Annotated in this window: 13 protein-coding genes; all 13 read right to left on the bottom strand. The window is 46.6% G+C overall.

All coding sequences use genetic code 11. The annotated features are described in order from the left end of the window. Window positions 1-236: 236 nt before the first annotated feature. Complete coding sequence (locus C170_RS18455; protein WP_036612729.1) at window positions 237-1784, bottom strand: response regulator; 1548 nt, start codon at window positions 1782-1784, stop codon at window positions 237-239. 267 nt (window positions 1785-2051) lie between these two features. After that, entirely contained in the window at window positions 2052-2966 is a 915-nt protein-coding gene (locus C170_RS18460; RefSeq protein ID WP_036612732.1) for a class I SAM-dependent methyltransferase, read from the bottom strand. Between the two features lie 210 nt (window positions 2967-3176). Beyond that, window positions 3177-4400, bottom strand: a complete 1224-nt coding sequence (locus tag C170_RS18465) for an MFS transporter (protein ID WP_036613073.1) — start codon at window positions 4398-4400, stop codon at window positions 3177-3179. A 192-nt stretch (window positions 4401-4592) separates the two neighbouring features. Then, window positions 4593-4742 (bottom strand): hypothetical protein, encoded by a 150-nt coding sequence (locus tag C170_RS31175; RefSeq protein WP_179086528.1) that lies wholly within the window; start codon window positions 4740-4742, stop codon window positions 4593-4595. Window positions 4743-4955: 213 nt separating this feature from the next. Next, window positions 4956-5168 carry a hypothetical protein gene (locus C170_RS18470; RefSeq protein WP_036612733.1) on the bottom strand — a complete coding sequence of 71 codons (213 nt, stop codon included), beginning with the start codon at window positions 5166-5168 and terminating at the stop codon, window positions 4956-4958. Window positions 5169-5180: 12 nt separating this feature from the next. Further along, window positions 5181-6056 carry a hypothetical protein gene (locus tag C170_RS18475; protein WP_036612735.1) on the bottom strand — a complete coding sequence of 292 codons (876 nt, stop codon included), beginning with the start codon at window positions 6054-6056 and terminating at the stop codon, window positions 5181-5183. Between the two features lie 339 nt (window positions 6057-6395). Further along, entirely contained in the window at window positions 6396-8459 is a 2064-nt protein-coding gene (locus C170_RS18480) for a molybdopterin-containing oxidoreductase family protein (RefSeq protein WP_155985096.1), read from the bottom strand. 425 nt (window positions 8460-8884) lie between these two features. After that, complete coding sequence (locus C170_RS18485; RefSeq protein ID WP_036612741.1) at window positions 8885-9736, bottom strand: formate/nitrite transporter family protein; 852 nt, start codon at window positions 9734-9736, stop codon at window positions 8885-8887. Window positions 9737-10114: 378 nt separating this feature from the next. Beyond that, the gene (locus tag C170_RS18490; RefSeq protein WP_036612744.1) at window positions 10115-11476 is read right to left on the bottom strand and encodes an FAD-dependent oxidoreductase; all 1362 of its coding nucleotides are present in this window, start codon (window positions 11474-11476) and stop codon (window positions 10115-10117) included. 484 nt (window positions 11477-11960) lie between these two features. Further along, window positions 11961-12440: a glutathione peroxidase gene (locus tag C170_RS18495; RefSeq protein ID WP_036612747.1), complete on the bottom strand. Its 480-nt coding sequence runs from the start codon at window positions 12438-12440 to the stop codon at window positions 11961-11963. A gap of 239 nt (window positions 12441-12679) precedes the next feature. Continuing rightward, complete coding sequence (locus tag C170_RS18500; RefSeq protein ID WP_036612750.1) at window positions 12680-13564, bottom strand: ABC transporter ATP-binding protein; 885 nt, start codon at window positions 13562-13564, stop codon at window positions 12680-12682. A gap of 488 nt (window positions 13565-14052) precedes the next feature. After that, window positions 14053-17259 carry a GAP1-N2 domain-containing protein gene (locus C170_RS18505; RefSeq protein ID WP_051447278.1) on the bottom strand — a complete coding sequence of 1069 codons (3207 nt, stop codon included), beginning with the start codon at window positions 17257-17259 and terminating at the stop codon, window positions 14053-14055. After that, window positions 17256-18515 carry a TRAFAC clade GTPase domain-containing protein gene (locus C170_RS18510; protein ID WP_024632789.1) on the bottom strand — a complete coding sequence of 420 codons (1260 nt, stop codon included), beginning with the start codon at window positions 18513-18515 and terminating at the stop codon, window positions 17256-17258. The genes C170_RS18505 and C170_RS18510 overlap by 4 nt, the downstream gene beginning before the upstream one ends. Window positions 18516-18517 lie beyond the last annotated feature (2 nt).

Here is an 18517-nt window from a genome sequence, read left to right on the forward strand (position 1 = left end):
TAAAGAATATTTACACTTGCCACTCCGATGACAGAACAACCCTCTGATCGCTGTTATCCCCAGATTTTTATGATTCCCTTTTCTAAAGGGAAAATCCGGGGATAGCATATGCTTACGATGTAGCTTTCTTTTAGAAAGCTTTTAGGCGAACGCTCCGCTTCTTCGTGTTATTTCTGTCCTCTCCGTTTTCGTGTAAATGTTCAGTTCAATGCTGTAGAAGCGACAGCAGCGCTGTCCTAAGGTACTTTTTTATACTCGGAAGGAGAGAATCCCGTGTATTTCTTGAACATTTTACTGAAATACGGCCAGTTGGAGCCAAACCCTGTCTGTTCGGCAATCGAAGATACGGTGTAGCTCCCATCCTGCTCCAGAAGCTCCAATGCTCTACGGATGCGGTAACTTAACACATAGTTCGTAAATTTCTCTCCAGTTTCTTTTTTGAACATTTTGCCAATGTAATCCGGGTTCATGTATATTTCCCCGGCGATGGACTGAAGTGTCAGTGTTTCGTCCCTGTAGCGCTTCTCCACGATCTGCTTCACACTGCCTACCATCTGCGATTGTCTGGAGCGATGTTGTTCGTAGCGACGCAGCGTGATTTCCTTGGCGACGGCCAGCAGAAACTGTTGAAAAGAATGTAAGGTGCTGGATTCAATCATGCCTGGCAATTGGTCCATATACCTTTTCATCTCGGCAGAGCCGCTGAGCCGAATGATTTCCATAAACATCTGAATAAGATAGGACTTCGTTTGGGATATATCATATCGTAAGCTGGCAAGCAACTGAAACATCCGGTTCAGTTCTGTTCCAACTTCCTGCCAGTGTCCAGCCTTGATTGCAGTAGCTATCCGCTCTGGATCATATTCAAATTCGGGAAGAGTGCGCTCCCCGGGAGAGTAGACATCCCGCTCCATAATGAGACTGCCCTCACCCAGGTAAAAGCGGTAATTGAGATACACCAGCGTCTGCATGTACAATTGTCGTGCCTGTGGAAGATCCCCTGGTTCGCTCAGCGCAATCGTGAGATCATCATGATAATATCGGGTAAATGTGGCGCGAATCTCATCAATATTATGGAACAACTGTGTTTCAGACAACTTGTCCTCCATCATCAGTAACACATGACCTCCAACCGTGGTGCTTAAAATCGGATTATGAAAAATATCCTCGGCAATGTTCTTCACGGCGAACAAGTGCAAATACTCATGATCCCCCTCAATCTCTACCAACAGCAATCGCACACGTTGATCCTGAAATTGTACATCGAACAATTCCTCGAAATATTTCCACTCCTTGGCCCCATACGTTCTGTTGGTCACCAGCTCTTTCAGAAAATATTCCTTGGCATGGGGCAGTACACGCTCCAGATTATATTGGATTGACTGTACAAAACGCTCCTGATCGGTCAAATCCCGCTTCTCACTGACCAATTCACTAATAGCCTGTACAAGATGCTCTTCACTACAGGGTTTGAGCAAATAGTGCTTTACCCCATAATGCATAGCCGTCTTCGCATATTCAAATTCCGTAAAACCCGTGAGCATGATAAACGAGATATCCTGATACTTTTCCGCCACAGCTTCAACCAGCTGTAATCCATCCATGCCCGGCATGCGAATGTCCGAGATGATGATATTCGGACGTTGCCGCTCAATTGAAGCAAGCGCTTCCAACCCATCTTGAGCAATGCCGATCAGTTCTGTTCCTAATCGGGACCAGTTCACGACACTGGAGATCCCGTCCGAGATCATAAATTCATCATCGACCAACAAAACCTTGTACATCGTATGCATCCCCCTGCCTTTAACCAGTTCCATTCTATTATATGGGCATTATGCACAAATAGAGGGAAGAACGTTGAATGACATGGAATTGAAGCATAACAAGTCGGATATCTGAACAGTTGTATCATATGCGAAAATATTGACTACCGAATCATGGTCTATGTTGATCCTTCGTTCTAACCAAACAACCCTCACCCTGACTCAGGATGAAGGTTGTTTGGTTTGCAAATGTGGGCTATATAAGTGACCATACATACCCGGATCGATTTATTTTTTTACCGCGTGAATAAAATGTATCGTTTCAAATGCCCTTAGATGATCGGTTCGATCCTGGAAAAACTGTTCCTGAATCGCCTCTGGAGTCAGATGCTCATAGATCAGCAACCCCGCTTCATCAAGCAAGGCCTCCATCTCCACATATGTGTACCCGGATTTCATCGGCTCACCGCCAGCCGCAGCCATCTGGATCATATGGTCCACTCGATTAGATATGCCCTTTGTATCAAAAAGATGTTCGTCAGCGTAGTCAAAAACAATTGAACTCCCGGAAGGCAGTTTCGTAAACAACACTTGTAACAACCGGGACAAGTCTTCTTTGGTCAAGTAAAAAGAGACGCCAAGTAAACTCACAAAGGATTTCTCGCTGCTTAACTCTTCAGTCACGAGCGTTATAAGGGAATCCTTATCGGTCAAATCCATAGCTACAAAGTGCAGATTGGATGGAATAGGTAGTTTCGCGGACGACAGCCGACTACGTTTGAATTGCTGTGTGGCTGGGATATCCACTTCAATGATGTTCAGTCTATCCTTTAATTCCGGATACCTAAACGCAAACGTATCCAGACCGGCCCCAAGAATTACATATTGTGTGCTACCCAATGCCACTTCATGAAGCAGCACCCGTTCGCAATATGCGGCACGAGCCAAGGGAGTTGGGGAAAGTTGGGTCTGTACAATCCACCTCAGTATTTCATCCGGTTCGTCCTTGATCAGATGAGCCATCTCCGGGTTAAAAAAATGGATGCCTTGAATCATATTCTCACGGATATCCGCAAACTCTTGAGGAGTGATAAGCTCTTTGGCTATATAGTCATCGAAAATAAGAGGTGTGTCGTACTGACAGTGATAGGCTCGACCAAAAGCTGAAATCAAGGATGTGATGCTAGACTCATTTTGCTTCATATTTCATCCTCCCGTACAAACAAAAATAAGATTCTCCCTGGCCAGGAGAACCTTATTATATACAGAATGTTTTTATATGTAAATTATAGCATAAAAAGATTTTTTTGTCAATATAAATCTAAGGGATAATCTGACAGGTTAAAGTAGCTTTCTTTTCTCCTCCACTCTAACCTGTCCTCTCCCTTCATCATACGACTCAGCCCAAAAAGGCTAGGCGTCCATCCCATACTCCTTTACTTCGCGATTACGGTTCAACACTGCGTGCAGTACAAAACCAAGTACCGCAATAGCTGCTGTGCCTGTTGCCAGCCACGCTACAGGAATAAGTCCCTGTTTGTCATACATGACCCCCATCGCATAGGGCCCGATAACCCGTCCAACCGCACCGATTCCACCCGATATCCCGATGTAAAAAGGTGCCGCCCTGCCAGCATGCTCCGATATGAAGGCAGGCGTTGCAGGGGAGATCAACATCTCTCCAAACGTGGCAAGTACCATTGCAAGCACCATGCCTGGATAGCTGTACATGGTAATCATCACAATGTAGGCCATGCCATAGAATACCGCACTCGCCGTCATCTGGGCAGTGGAGGTACGGGCCATGGTCCGTTTCACCCAGCTGGTAAAAGGTTGGCCCACAAAGATCAGCACCCCGTTCAGGGTCCAGAGCAGACCGTACATTCTTTTTTCCATACCCTCAGAAATGATATACGGGGACACACCTGTGTTCCAGATGGAGTTGCCAAATAACAGGAAGAGCACGCCCAAGCTCATAAACAGATATAATCGGGTATTACCCAGCAATGCCCAGACGCCCGGCCCATCGGGAACGGTTTTGCGTTTCGTCAGATGCACTTCCCCCTGATCTGGTTCAACCCGCGATAGATAATACCAGAAGAAAATCGCAAACCCGGCTGAGGTCACTCCGTTCAGTACAAAGCTGAGGTGATAGGAAAAGTCAGCCAGGAAACCACTCAGCGCCGTACCAATCGCCACCCCGATATTGTTCGCCACATAGATAATATTGAATAATTCACCGCGTCGCTCCGCAAACCGGAAGCCAATAAAGGCTTGAATCGCTGGCAGCGACAATGAACTGAACAGCCCAATCCAGCCCATGGCACATATAAATACGACCCAATACGCACTAATCCACGGCAACGCAAACAAACCTAACGCATTAAGCGCCAGTGAACCAATGATCAGCTTCTTCACGCCCACCCGATGGTACAACGAACCACCAAGCAATTGTCCAAAGATGCCACCCAGGGACTGAATGAGGATCACAAAACCGGCGTTGGCCATCGTTCGTTCAAGTTCATCAAACACATACATGGTGGTCAGCGGCCACATCAGTGCACTGCCGGTTGCGTTAACCAGACTTGCTAATAAAAATATTCTCACTTCTTTTGGATAGTTATCCAGCCATCTCATCATCTCTAGTTCATTCTCCTTAGTACCTCTGCACATACAAATAGCCATAAAAAATAGACCTTTGCCCTGACGGCATAACCATAACCAGCCAGAGCGAAGGTTTTATGAAGTGTTACATCTATTGCACTATAATCCTGCTCAAATTCTAGCCTTTGTTCATCTTACCTCAAAAAAATCATGCTGCAAGCACACTCATTGACGCTTCACTTCAACAGTGGTCGAGAAGAAGGTAGCACCGTTACCCATGTCCGACAACCGATTGGACGTCAGTGAATTCGCCCGTTGCTTCTTCCCGTCACCATCCCACCATAAGCCTTGGCTGATGACAGTTCCCGGCAACATGGCTTCACAAAAAAATCATTAAATGACCTTGTATTTAATATTCATGTCAGAAACGTAGATTTGAATTTTAGGCCTAACTCAAACAACGCGCACCGACTGAATATCGATACGCGCTGGAAGCAAAGGTTTTAACTTAAATTCTACTCAACAGGGTATAACTAGTTCATTAAGAAATTTTTTATTATTTTTAACATACATCCCACAGAAATCCCACTAAGGTGCATCATTTTTTTTTAACTTTTTAAACTTTTTGACTTCATGAATTAATCTAATTATAAAAGCAATTTCAAGAGGCATACAAATGATAATTGCCACCACTAAAGAGGCCTCTAACGCCATATAAAATAATATTAAGACACCAATAATATAAACAATGGACATAATGATATCTCTCTTCGCTGCCTCGTATTCGGTTAATTGCTTCATATCATCATTCCTTTATAGCTTCTGGAGTACTACATTATATACCCCGATATCAATTAATTCATCATAAGTTCTTTCATCCCCGCCATCATTCACCTGTGCTGTTTTGCCATTAAACGTAGCTTTTACTATATATCTCTCTGAGGCCAATCCTAGCATACCCTGAGAATAGACTTCCACTTGTGTTAAATATCTAGTTGCATCCATGGCACCAATCATTGAATCAACTGTAACTCCTAGAATCGTGATCCCCATTGCCTTCAAGAAGGTAGTGAACTTACCCTTAGTATAATAAATATCTATTATTGTAATTACCGTTGCTATAGCAGTCCCAGCGGATATATTCAGCTTATAATGCTTATCTTGCAGAACAGATTGCTTTTGATATATAGAACCGTATTGCTTCCAAGCCGTATTATACTTTTGCTTAACAAAGTTAAAACCTGGAGAAGCATTCAAAACAGCGCTTTGTGTTTCTACCGCTCCTGTGATTTGATTATCATATTCATTAGAAAGTGCATTACCATCTGACTCACTAATCATTTCACTTGCTTTTTGTGTAACGACCTCACCATCCGCCGTAGTAGTTACTATTTCGTCAGAACTTATATCGTAAATGGCTTCAGCTACGAGTTTATTGTCTATAAAATGCTTAACAGTACGTATTCCGTTTTCTTCTTTTATATTAAAATCTATTACCTCTCCTGTTTTAGTCTCTTCATAGCTCGCGTCAATATCAATTAACCCGTCCTGATCAGAATAATTATAGTTCAATTCTTTAATTTGATCATCTTCTACCCCACCATTATCAGCGTAAGTGTTAGCAGAAAAGGTTGAAAGTACTAATGTTAACATCAGTGTCAGAGAAGTAATTAAAGCAATTCTTTTCATTATATACCTCCTTATTAAGTTAAATAGATAACAAGAAATAATCCATTTACTGGTTCAAGTATGACATACAGAGGATATAATGGAACCCTTTTTTAGAATATTAATACAAATTAACTACATTATTTCGGGAGATTAGGTCTATTTACTTATATTTAACTTTAGGCACTAATAAATTAATACACCTGACAAAGAACCTATCGCCCTATCGTATACTATTTTTAACACATTTAAAGTACAGCTTCTTATAAAAATAGGCCTTTACTCTGACAGCATAACAGTCAGTGCAAAGGCCATTGGAGTTGTTCATCTTACCTCAAAAAAATCACGCTGCAAGCACACTCATTGACGCTTCACTTCAACAGTGGCCGAGAAGAAGGTAGCACCGTTACCCATGTCCGACAACCGATTGGACGTCAGTGAATTCGCCCGCTGCTTCTTCCCGTCACCATCCCACCATAAGCCTTGGCTGATGACGGTTCCCGGCAACATAGCTTCACTTACCTTGGCGGTAAGTTCGATGCGTCCACGATCATTCCATACGATCACGGCATCGCCGTCTTCCACCTGTCTGCGAGCGGCGTCCTCCGGGTGCATTTGCAATAGAGGCATCTTCTCCAAACGCTGATGTTTGGCTGAATTGCCAAAGGTGGAGTTCAGGAAATTATGGTTTGGCGGCGACAGGAACATCAATGGATACGTATCGGCAGGTCCAGCCGGATGCTCCCCATCATATCCTTCAACCAGAGCACTATAGGTAGGGAGCGGCGGAAGCCCTCTCTGTTCCATCGTCTCGGAATACAATTCAATTTTGCCTGAAGGTGTGGGCAGCTGATCCAGATATGCAGCATATGGCGTCATATCCAGCTTCACGAATCGATGTTCCTTCAGTCCTTCCAACGTGACCCCATTCATGTAGGGGTTGCCTGTGCCCTGAAGTGCGTCCTCAATCATCTGTTCCGGCGTTTCTCCGAAGATTGCAGGATCGTACCCCATAGCCTGCCCAAGCAGTGAGAACAGTTCCACATTGCTCTTGCTCTCCCCAATCGGTGCAATCACCGGCTCTTGCAGATGAACGTACTGATGCCAATAAGAGGTGTACAGGTCCGTCGCTTCAAATGAAGATGTGGCTGGCAAGACGATATCTGCATATTTCGCCGTATCCGTCATGAACAGATCATGCACAACCGTGAATAGATCTTCCCGTGCAAAACCTCGCTCCACCCGCTCGGTATCCGGTGCCACCACCAGTGGATTGCTGCAGTAGACCATCATCGCCCGGATTGGCTGCTCTGCTTCCAGCAACGCTTCACCAATCCGGTTCATGTTCACCACTCGCGGCTCCGGATTCTGCCGCAGCTCCGGACGTTCGAGCGCATCGCTATTTGTGCTCGCGTAGCTGTTGGTGCGAACGGCACCGCCGCCTTGCTTCAGCCATTGCCCTGTAATAGCAGGCAGACATGCAACGCTACGCACGTTCATTCCCCCATTATCATGGTGCTGGAGGCCATTGCCGATGTGAATATGGGCTGCCTGTGCGTTGCCGTATAGTTCGGCCAGCTCCACAATGGTTTCCTCCGGCACGCCCGTAATGCGTGCAACACGTTCAGGGGTGTAACTGCGGACATGATCACGCAGTGCCTCATGACCCACCGTATACTTTTGCATAAACGCTTCATCCGTTAGTCCCCGTTCGAATAGCACATGCATCAAACCCAGCGCCAGTGCGCTGTCCGTGCCCGGATACAGCGGAATAAACCAGTCGCCCCATTGGGCGGTACGATTGCGATGAACGTCGATGACGACAATCTTGGCGCCTTTCTTACGGGCTTTCTCCGCCAAAACGACCTGGTGCATATTTGTACTGACGATATTGCCGCCCCACACCAGGATGAGATCCGCATGCTCCGTATCTTCCGGCACCGTTCCCCGGTTGGCACCCATCGTATATTTCCAGCCCGTATTTCCAGCAGAGTTACAGATCGTCTGCTCCAGTACACTCGCACCAAGCGCATTGAAGAAACGTCGGTCCATGCCGTCTACGCCGAGAATGCCCATGTTACCGTAAAAGCTGTAGGGCAGGATGCTCTCCGGGCCGTAGGTTTCGGACAATGCAGTGAATTTGGTCGTAATCTCACGAATCGCTTCATCCCAACTGATTCGTTCAAACTTGCCTTCACCTTTGGCTCCTACACGTCTCATCGGATATTGTAGACGCTCGGGGTGATACACCCGCTCAGTCATATTTCTAACTTTATTACAGATGGCACCCTTGGTTATGGGATGATCCGGATTGCCTGCCACCTTCACAATTTTGCCGTTCTCTTTATGTAATAACAGACCACAAGTATCCGGACAGTCGAGCGGGCACACCGCCGCAAATATACCATTCTCCTGATCGATCATCGTAAGGCTCCCCTCTTTAAAAGCTATCCCTATATCATATCTTCTTCGAGGTTATCGCGTAAAGAGAACAGTATGTTTTTGCTTCATATTCGCCGCTATAGCGGCTTTAAATTATTTTCAAAAAAATGTTTTTGAGTTTGATTCAACTTCAGAATTCAGGGGTAAATTAAAAATAAGGCATTAGGCTAGTGTTTCCCCACTTCCTCCTCATGCCATATCATGGACCACTCCCGAAATTCGCCATGAACAGGTTTCGTTCCCCCGAACCTTGTCATGGCGAATTTATTTTGCGTTAAACTCCAACAAAGACCCCATACAAAAAAACGATCCCGCCCTGCTCCGTCACAGCATATTCGCCATGATCCGAGCAAGATCAGAATCGTCTTCACTTCTAATATACGTGTATACATGCCTCGCTGTGCCCGCTATGCTTGTTTGCTCAACATCACTCTAGCCTCCGTCTCCATAGGTTCGATCGACGTTGCTACCTCCGGTTTCACTTTTGGCTCAGCTTGGCGCAGGTACACCACCCAATAGGCTGCAGCAACAAACAGAGCACCTCCAGTAAGATTCCCGAGCCATACCGGAATGAAATTCATCACATATTGACCCCATGAATAATGTCCTTCAAAGATTGCCGCCGGGATGAGGAACATATTGGCCACAACGTGCTGGAATCCAATCGCCACAAATGCCATCGTTGGAAACCAAATGCCCAGTACCTTGCCACTCATCGTATCCGAAGCATAAGATAACCACACGGCCAGCGCGACCAGCCAGTTACAGCCGATGCCAGAGATGAAAGCTTGCAGGAAGCCGTCATGCAGCTTATGCCCAGCCATATCCACTACTTTTGCCAGATATACACCCTCTCCGGTCAGACCAAGCACATGTCCAAACGCGTACGCGACAAACAAAGCTCCAACAAAATTACCAATCGTCACTAAGGTTAGATTTTTCAACATACTACCCACAGATAATTTTCGTGCAATCGTTGCAAGTGGAACTGCCATCATGTTGCCCGTCAGCAGCTCGCCACCACCTATGAGTACCAAGATTAATCCAACCGGGAACACTGCTGCTCCAATCAGATTGACCAGACTCCCCCACTCTGCTGGTGCAGAAGCAATTACCCGAATATCCAATAGAAAACCCAGCGCAATAAAAGCCCCTGCCAGAAAACTAAGCACCAGTACAGAAGACACCGGATATTGAGCCTTCTTCTTGCCTGTTTGCGCCGTATATTGTGCAACCTCAAGAGGTGTTTTTGCTGCCATATCATTCATCCTCTCCTTCATTGTTCATCATTGGATAAAACCATCTGAAATTCATTAGTTATGCGTTGAATACCACATCCTAATTGTATCTCGGTCCTAAACATAACTTTGTGCAAATTATCACAATGTTACTTAAAAAGATACTTTAAGAGTGTCTTGGAATAGTTATGACAGCAAGAGTGTAGTAAGCCCTTTTGTAGCTAAAACAAAAAAAAAAGAAGACTGACGATATACTCGCCAGTCTTCTCTTTCCTTTATAATCGTCCGCCTTGTTTCGTAATCTTGGCAGTTATTGTACTCCTCTTATTTACGGACAAGCATGACTTATCTTTGTATGGCGTTTATCATGCCCTCTGTTCAACCATCTATTCTGCTTCCTTACACCATTGCTGGTGCTTTTACTTCTATTGGAGGCAGTGCTTGCAGACCAGCCGTGTTCAGGAAGTTCCATGGTTTGTTGTAATGTGGCTGGAAGAAGAAGTCGATGAAGGCCAGCTCATCTACGGTCATGTTATTTTGGATGCAGACCGAGATCGTATTAATCGATTGGGTCAGATCAACCTGAGACATCACCTGTGCTCCAACGATCCGACGAGTAGCCTGCTCATATACCACTTTAAGCAACAGTTTCTCAGCCGTTGGCATAAACTCCGGACGGTAGCTGTCTTCCAGTACGACAGATTCAACAATCAGGCCTTCGTCAGCCGCAGACATTTCCGTCATCCCTGTACCCGCGATATTTTGCTCATAAATTTTGATACCCGATGTGCCTTGTGTACCCATATACGGTGTTGTAGGACGAACTAGGTTACGGGCTACAAGTGTACCCATCCGCACGGCGTTGGTTGCCAGTGGAATGTACGCTGCTTTGCCTGTTGGGTTGTAATGAATAGCACAGCTGTCACCCGCAGCGAAGACGTCTTTTTGACTCGTTTGCATATATTTATCCACGATGATTGCGCCGTTTGGCAGCATATCCACTTGGCCTTTGAGCAGCTCTGTATTTGGACGGAAACCAATGCACAGAATAACCAGATCGGTTTCGAACTCTCCTTTGGACGTGATCACCTTAGTTACTTTGCCATCTTCACCAGTAAACTTCTGTACCGTTTGACCAAGAGCCAGCTTGATGCCGCGTCCAGTCAACGTATCTTCAATCGCATCCGTGAATTCAGGGTCCAAGTATTTGTTCAAAATACGGTCCACACTGTCGATCAGGGTAACTTCCTTGCCGTTCATCTGGAAAGCCTCAACCAGTTCTACGCCGATATATCCTGCACCTACAACGGTAACACGTTTGGCATCTTTGGCTTTTTCAATAATCGTGTTGGAATGATTGTAGTTTTTGCAAAGTAAAATGTTGTCCATCTCGATGCCTTCAAGCTTCGGAACGACAGGCCATGACCCCGTTGTCACGATCAGTTTGTCAAACGTATCTTCAAATTCTTCCCCGGTTTGCAGGTTTTTAGCCTGAAGGGTATGGCCCTTGGCATCTACTGCTGTTACTTCATGAAGCATCTTGGTTTCAACACCAAGCTCTGCCAGTTGATTAGGCGAAGAATAGAACAAACCGTCAGGGTCTTTCACAACCCCACCTACGTAGAGCGCAATGCCACAAGATAGGAAGGAGATATTGTCATTGCGCTCATACACCGTGATGGTAGCATCCGGGTACAATTTGGCGGTATTTACGATGGCTGCGGTTCCTGCGTGTGTACATCCGATAACTGCGATTTTCATTAAAAGTTCCTCCTCGAAATATATAAATGAGTTTGAATATAAGGTTGTTATGGTTGTGAAACATTTCACTTCTTGTTCGAAACTGTGTATGTGATTTATTTCACTTTATACATTCATTATAATGTGATATTTTTCACATTGCAATAGGTTGAGCAAAAAAAATTTGTCGAAGGAGGTCATTTCCCTGTATTTAAGCCTTTCTTCCCTTCATTGTATTGATTTCATTGTCCCCGGATTTGGGCGGGTTTATGCTATGTAATGGCTTCCGTGATCCCTGTATGAACGCAGTGTGGACGTATAAAGTAGAGGCGTCTCCTGCCTTCATGTTTGACTTATACAAAGAATAAATGGCTTCAATTTTCATTACAGAGTTGATTTCATGGATCCAACTCCTACCTGTGAAGAGAATAAATCTGCGTATATAAAATAATCAAAGAAGCCCATCCTTGCTTATGCAAGGACAGGCTTCTCAAACGTTCTTGTATTAACCGAGCAATTTCTCGATATCTGCAATCATTGTCTCCGGAGATTCTTTCGGTTCAACACGACCTACCACTTCACCTTCACGGTTAACAAGGAACTTGGTGAAGTTCCATTGGATGTCGCTTGTTTCGCCTATGCCTGGTTGTTGCTCCTTCAGGTATTGGAACAGGGGATGAGTGCCCTCACCATTCACATCTACCTTGGCAAACACCGGGAAATTCACACCATAGTTAATCTGGCAAAATGATTCCGCTTCCTCACTTGTACCTGGCTCCTGCCCTCCAAACTGGTTACAAGGGAAACCCAGTACAACCAAGCCTTGATCACGATAACGATCATAAAGCTTTTGCAATTCACCGTATTGCGGGGTCAGCCCACACTTGCTGGCTGTATTGGCAATGACCAATACCTTACCTTGATACAGATCCAGTGAGACTTCTTGGTTCGCGGTGGTTACCGCCTGATATGAATATACGGACATGACTGATTCCTCCCATGACATATGTTGGTTTGGGCTGTTGCGAGCATGTTGGCATAACCAATGAACTCACAGCCTGTCTTATTATTATAGACCTGATCCGATGCGATTACCAAATCCAGGGTCTACCCGTCCCCTTTGCTCCCATGCATTGCAAATCCCCCATGAATGCAAAAGAGCCGCGTGCGATAGCGCACAGCGGCTTCATTCTATAATGTAAGGACCACATATGGTCCATTTCGTTAACTTCCTGTCGCTTGAACACGTGGTTCTGCCCGTCCTCCAGCATGAACCATCGCACTGTTCATGACCAGCTGCTCTGGCGTCTTCGATTGCTGGCGTTCGCCTGCAAGAGCGTAAGGCAAGCAGAGCGGTACACCGGAACGCGGATCAATCACGATATCTGCTTCAATGTTGAATACTTCACGAAGTACATCTGAGTTCATAACTTCCACAGGTGAACCATGAGCGATGGCTTTACCTTTTTTGATACCAATCATGTGATGTGCGTAGCGGGAAGCATGATTCAAGTCATGCACAACCATAACAATGGTACGGTTGGCTGTCGCATTCAGTTGCTCCAGTAATTGCAATACTTCGAGCTGGTGAGCCATATCCAGGAATGTAGTCGGCTCGTCCAGGAAAAGGATATCTGTTTCTTGTGCAAGTGCCATGGCAATCCAGGCACGTTGACGCTGTCCACCGGACAGTTGATCAATCGGACGATCATGGAATTCAGTCATGGCTGTCACTTCGATAGCCCATTCAATCATACGTTTGTCTTCCGCACGCATGGAGCCAAATCCTTTTTGATAAGGAAAGCGACCATACGATACCAATTCAGTAACGGTAAGACCTTCAGGGGCTGTTGGATTCTGTGGCAAAATCGCAAGTTGCTTGGCAACTTCACGCGTGGACTGTTTATGGATGGACTTCCCGTCGAGCAATACATTACCTGCTTTTGGAGCCATAATACGTGCCATCGTTTTCAGGATGGTTGACTTCCCTGAACCATTGGCTCCAACAAGTGCTGTAATTTTTCCTTGGGGAATCTGAATATTCAGATCCTCTACAATTAGTCTTTCCTCATAAGCGATATCCAGCTTGGTCGTCTCCAGACGAAACATGCGATCATCCCTCTCTCATTTATCCCGGTTATGTAATCCGGCTATGACAACAAAAACGAAATTGTAATTCTGTGATTTCCGACGCAAATATCTTCTACACTAAAGATACTGATAATCATTATCATTTGTCAACATAAAAAACCAAATTTTCTTCTCTTTTCGTGCTTTATTTGGTCTTTCTGTAGCAGAAATCCTGCTCTTTTCCCAAGTACACATGAGATCTTTTCTCATTCATTCCGCGCACTTTATCACTTCTGACTGTCTTTCAAACTCTTGAATCGCAAATTTTGTGTCTGAATTGTGAATGTGCGAGTTTTTTTAATGTGTTTGCTATATCCGCCATATCAAATAAAAAAAAGATGACCTTGAAATCTAAAGTTCAAGGTCATCTCACATACGCTCGTTTAATAAGGTATGAAGTCAGCTTTTTTCATTATTGGATCAAAAGACACTTAATGAATCTATGCAACATGCTCATATAAAATAACTTACAGCTTCGGCTGAGGCATCAATTGGATCACCGTCATACTGCCCTGCGTACTCTTCACACTGACAATGCTGTCGGCATCCATATTAGCTGGAAGATCGATCTGCAATCCATACGGATAGAGACGATCTACCTCTCCAATAGACATCTGTGCAGGAGTGTTCGCATCCTGTTCATTGGATACAGATGTGTCAGGCGATGTGGAACCAGTAGCTTGATCGGCATCCGTACCTTGATCCGTGTCTCCACTCCCAGCATTAGACGGTGCATTCGTCCCTGTATCCGTTGTTGTATCAGTAGCAGGATCTGAAGTGGAATCACCCGATGTTGAAGGATCGGCCTGCTGATCGCCATCCTCCGTCTGCTCTATGTTTCCCGCTGAAGAACCATCCGTGCTTCCTTCGGAAGTACTTCCTGAACCACCATCGGAAGGAACTTGGTTATCTGGCTCCTCATTCCGATTAAAGCTCTCCCACTTACCTGTAGCATCCAACTCCTGAGTGCTATCATCCTTCAGCGTCAATTGAAGTTTGCCTTGCTCAAACTCAGTGCTTCCCGTATCATTCCTGAAACGGATCACCAGTTGAGCCTGTGATTGCGTACCCTCCTGGTCACTCGCAGGAATCATATAAGCAATCTGCTCCGCGAGCTGTACCTCAGGTTCAGCCGGTATGACAGGCTCCTGGGTAGATGGAGGGGATGCCGCTGGCGGCTCTACAGAATCTTTCATCCATGCATATGTACCGCCAGCAATACCAAGAACCAGGATCAAGAGGATTAATCCAAACAGATTTTTCCTTTTACCCGTTAGCATCCGCACCAGTGGAGAGGACAATTCCGTCTTCGCACGGTCATAGACCGGCTTCATTGTCTTGCTGGCTCTCACGTAATACGGTTTGAAAGCTGACTTCGACTTGAAAGCTTCACGGTCATGGGCTTTGAAATACGCCACGATGGCATCCGCATATCCTTTATGCGCATTGGAACCCCGGACAAACATCCGATGATCTCCTGACCATTCGAAGAATGGATACAGCCCTTCAGCACGACTTGCATTGGTGCGGATGAATTCAATCAGGCCAGGATAATCCAGTCGGTTACTGCCGCTTCCTCCCCGATAAAAAGCCATCGGCAAAGCTTCATATGCCGCAATCCCCGGATGAGCCTGCAGCTCTCCTCCAAGCCAGCGACGCGTCCAGCGTTGAAGTTCATTGCGTTCTGCCAGGGAAAGTGCCTCCAATGCCTCTTCTTCATTCCCCTCGCCACTAAGCCACACTCTCGCAGCCAGCATCATGTTCGTTCGAGCAGATACATCAGAACCCTGACGTGCCGCCCAATCCCGAACCTCATTGCCATGCTGCAAAATATCAATGCTTAATAGCTGTTCACGGTTAACCCGTTCCAGATCCAGATCCTGAATCATAAACAGGTTAATGACATAAGCAAGCTTGTCTGCAAGGCGGGTTAACTCCTCCTGATATGCCGGATCTTGACTGGCAGACGGAGATCCCCCTTTGTGATTAGGACGGGATGTAGCTTCAGATTGACCAATTCGTGCCGTAATGCCTGTATCATAGGTGACATCAGCGGATACCCGATCCAGTATGTTAACACGCTGGAGGGCTTCATTCGCAGACTGTACCGGATTAGGCGCAGAACATAACCGTTCACGCAGCTCATTGGCTGTCCGCTCCTGCAAGAAGCTGTAGTGGATCGCAGATGGATGGGACGTAACCCATCTTCGGATCACTTCCACAACGTTCGCTGCCGATTCCGTGCGTTTCAGCTGATTGTCCAGATAAGGCTCGAACAACAGCTTAGTGAGCGATTCATTGGCCAGCACTTTATCAAAGAAAGCCCGATTCAGCTGCGGATCCCGATCCAGCACAGCATACAATTCCTGCACAGCACGCATACGCTTCTGGGCGCGGGCATTATTCACACCGTAGATAAAATAGTCCACTATCCGGGATTGCACCACGGGCGCGGCAACACTGAAATATTCGCCAATGCGAGCTGCGACGTCTTCTTCGGGTACGTTCTCACGCTTCACGCTGTCCAGTTCCCTGCTGAGCAAGGTCAGGAACAGCTCGTTCAGACGGGAACGTTGCTGTAATCCACCATCCGGCTTCAAATAGGTCAGCAAGCCACTCAGGACATGACTTTTGTTATCCAGATACAGGTCTTCCATGCCTTGTTCAAGACCGTAGAACACCGCAAGTTCGCCATAGGCTTCAATGGAAAGTTCCCGCCCAGGTTCCATGCCGGACAACATTTCATCCGCAAACGTATAGAACGCATCCGCCGCCGCAGGTTCCTGCAATAAGGCCCAAGCGAACTCTGCATAAGGTAACTTCGCCACAGATGCATCCGCATGTGTCACTCTGCCTGATACGAGATCAAAGGTGAAATCCTTCTCCGTATTCCGGTCTTTCGGACGTAACGTTCCTCGCTCAACAAACTGGACGTGGATGCCCTTCTTGGCCTGTGGCTCCTTGGCAAACGTCATGAATCCCAGCTGCCGCCGGAATGCGTATGGTAAAGCCGTGTACAGCAAACGTAACAATCCTTTGGCCCCTGCGGTCACTTCCTCTGCGGGAAGGTCCAGAGCAATGTATACTTTTCTGCGTGTCGCTACAGACTGCATTACCGCATAGAGCAGGCGCTTGAACAGCACTTCGTTCATCTTCAAGGTGCTCAGCACTTGGGTGGGTGATCCTACGCCAGCATCGGTCACCCCACCCTGTCCGCTCCTAGGTGATATAGGCAATTCAGCAAGTGCTGGCAGAACTGTACCTTGTTCGATGTCATAGGACGTGGCGAACACGGCATCCAGCCAGCCGCCTTGTTTCATCTGCTCTTCCGAGCGTTCGGGAGACAAGACGTAATTATGTGCAAAAAAGGCACTGCGCAGCCCGGTGAAATCCGCAGACTGGTACACATTTTGCCCAAGGATTGTCTCCCCACTCTCCAGATGAAGCAGGTGAATGGCAGCCGGAAACTTCGTCTCGTCCTTCTCGCTACGGCCTGTTAGCTCCGCTGGAGCGTCATAGACACAGTAGGGGTGAAGCACTTTTTTGATAAAAGAAGGGTCTAGTCCCGGCGATGCCGCAACCGTATCAAACCCCTCCGTTGTGCGAAACACCCCGCGCCGCTCTCGGGTATACAACTGTTGTTCAATGGGCGGGGTTACGGAAGAACGCATCATCCCACTCTCCCCTCAATGTACTTCAGCTTGTACAGCAGCCACAGGAAGGGTTCATCCACGCGGATGGGGCTAACCACACCCTGCAATTTCATATCCACCGGATTGCTGCCCAGCGCAGAGACTGCGAAATAGGCTGTATCCTTGAAGTACACATCCATCGTGCCCTTGAACGGACGATCCACCTTCTCGATAAAACGCCGGATCTCTCCATCGATATTCTCGAACTCGGTTAAGTCGAACCAATCGCGGTGCACCATGTTGCGGAAGACATTACTGTTGGATTTGATATAATCGCCCTCTTCATCCTTGAGGGAATGCAGCATGTCGCTTTTGGTGAGCACAACGGCCGTTGGAATATTGGTCTTGGCTTTATCCTGATACGCGATAAAATCTCCAAACATCGTCAGTACCACGTCACGTGGCTCATCGTATCGTGGTGTCCACTCTCCTGGCTCGTTGCCCAGGTTAATGCGGATTTTGTCCCGAATCGAACGAATTTGAAGCGGGTCCACCATAAACAGGATACCTGCCGAGTTCTTGATGTGCTGCCCATGAAGTCCGAGATAGTCCTGCTCCACCATACCTTCACCTGCAACGTCAAAGAAAACTAGAGTCAGCGGCGCTTTATCTTCGTCCTTGAACACAAACTGGAAGATAAACGGCTCCTGCAACTTTTCCTTCTGTGTGGAATCCAGCAGATCGCCCCGTTCGAACAACGGTTCTTCATAATCCGCACGGAACCGGCGGCTAATCTCCGCATTCAATGGCATGCAAGCCGCGTCAAAATGATCCGCTGTATAATGCTGCAATGTATGAATTAATGAAGTCATGTAGACGGATTTCCCCACCTGGGACGCACCAATAATGGAAATGATGTTGCTCGGTGCTTTACCAGCCGTAACAGGTAGCTCGTTATGACATTGCGGACACAACCGGCGGCGTGTAACGACACCGTATCGATCGTTCAGACCCATCACGATGTTATCGGAATAAATACGATGTTCCTCCGGTACATCATGAGGTGCCAATACGGCCTCCATATCAAATACCGTGTCGAGTCCGAACCTTTCACGATACCGATTCAACTTCGCATCTTCCCCGAGTGCGTAGTCCTCATCATCATCGCGGTGATGGGCGGCGCGGAACACCACCTCTTCCGGTGAAAACTTGCTGAAACAATAAGGGCATACAATATCGTAAAACAGCGGACGTTCCTCCGGCTGTTGTCTCTTCAAAAACCGACTAAAAAAGCTCATAG

The organism is Paenibacillus sp. FSL H7-689, assembly GCF_000517905.1.
GTDB lineage: Bacteria > Bacillota > Bacilli > Paenibacillales > Paenibacillaceae > Paenibacillus > Paenibacillus amylolyticus.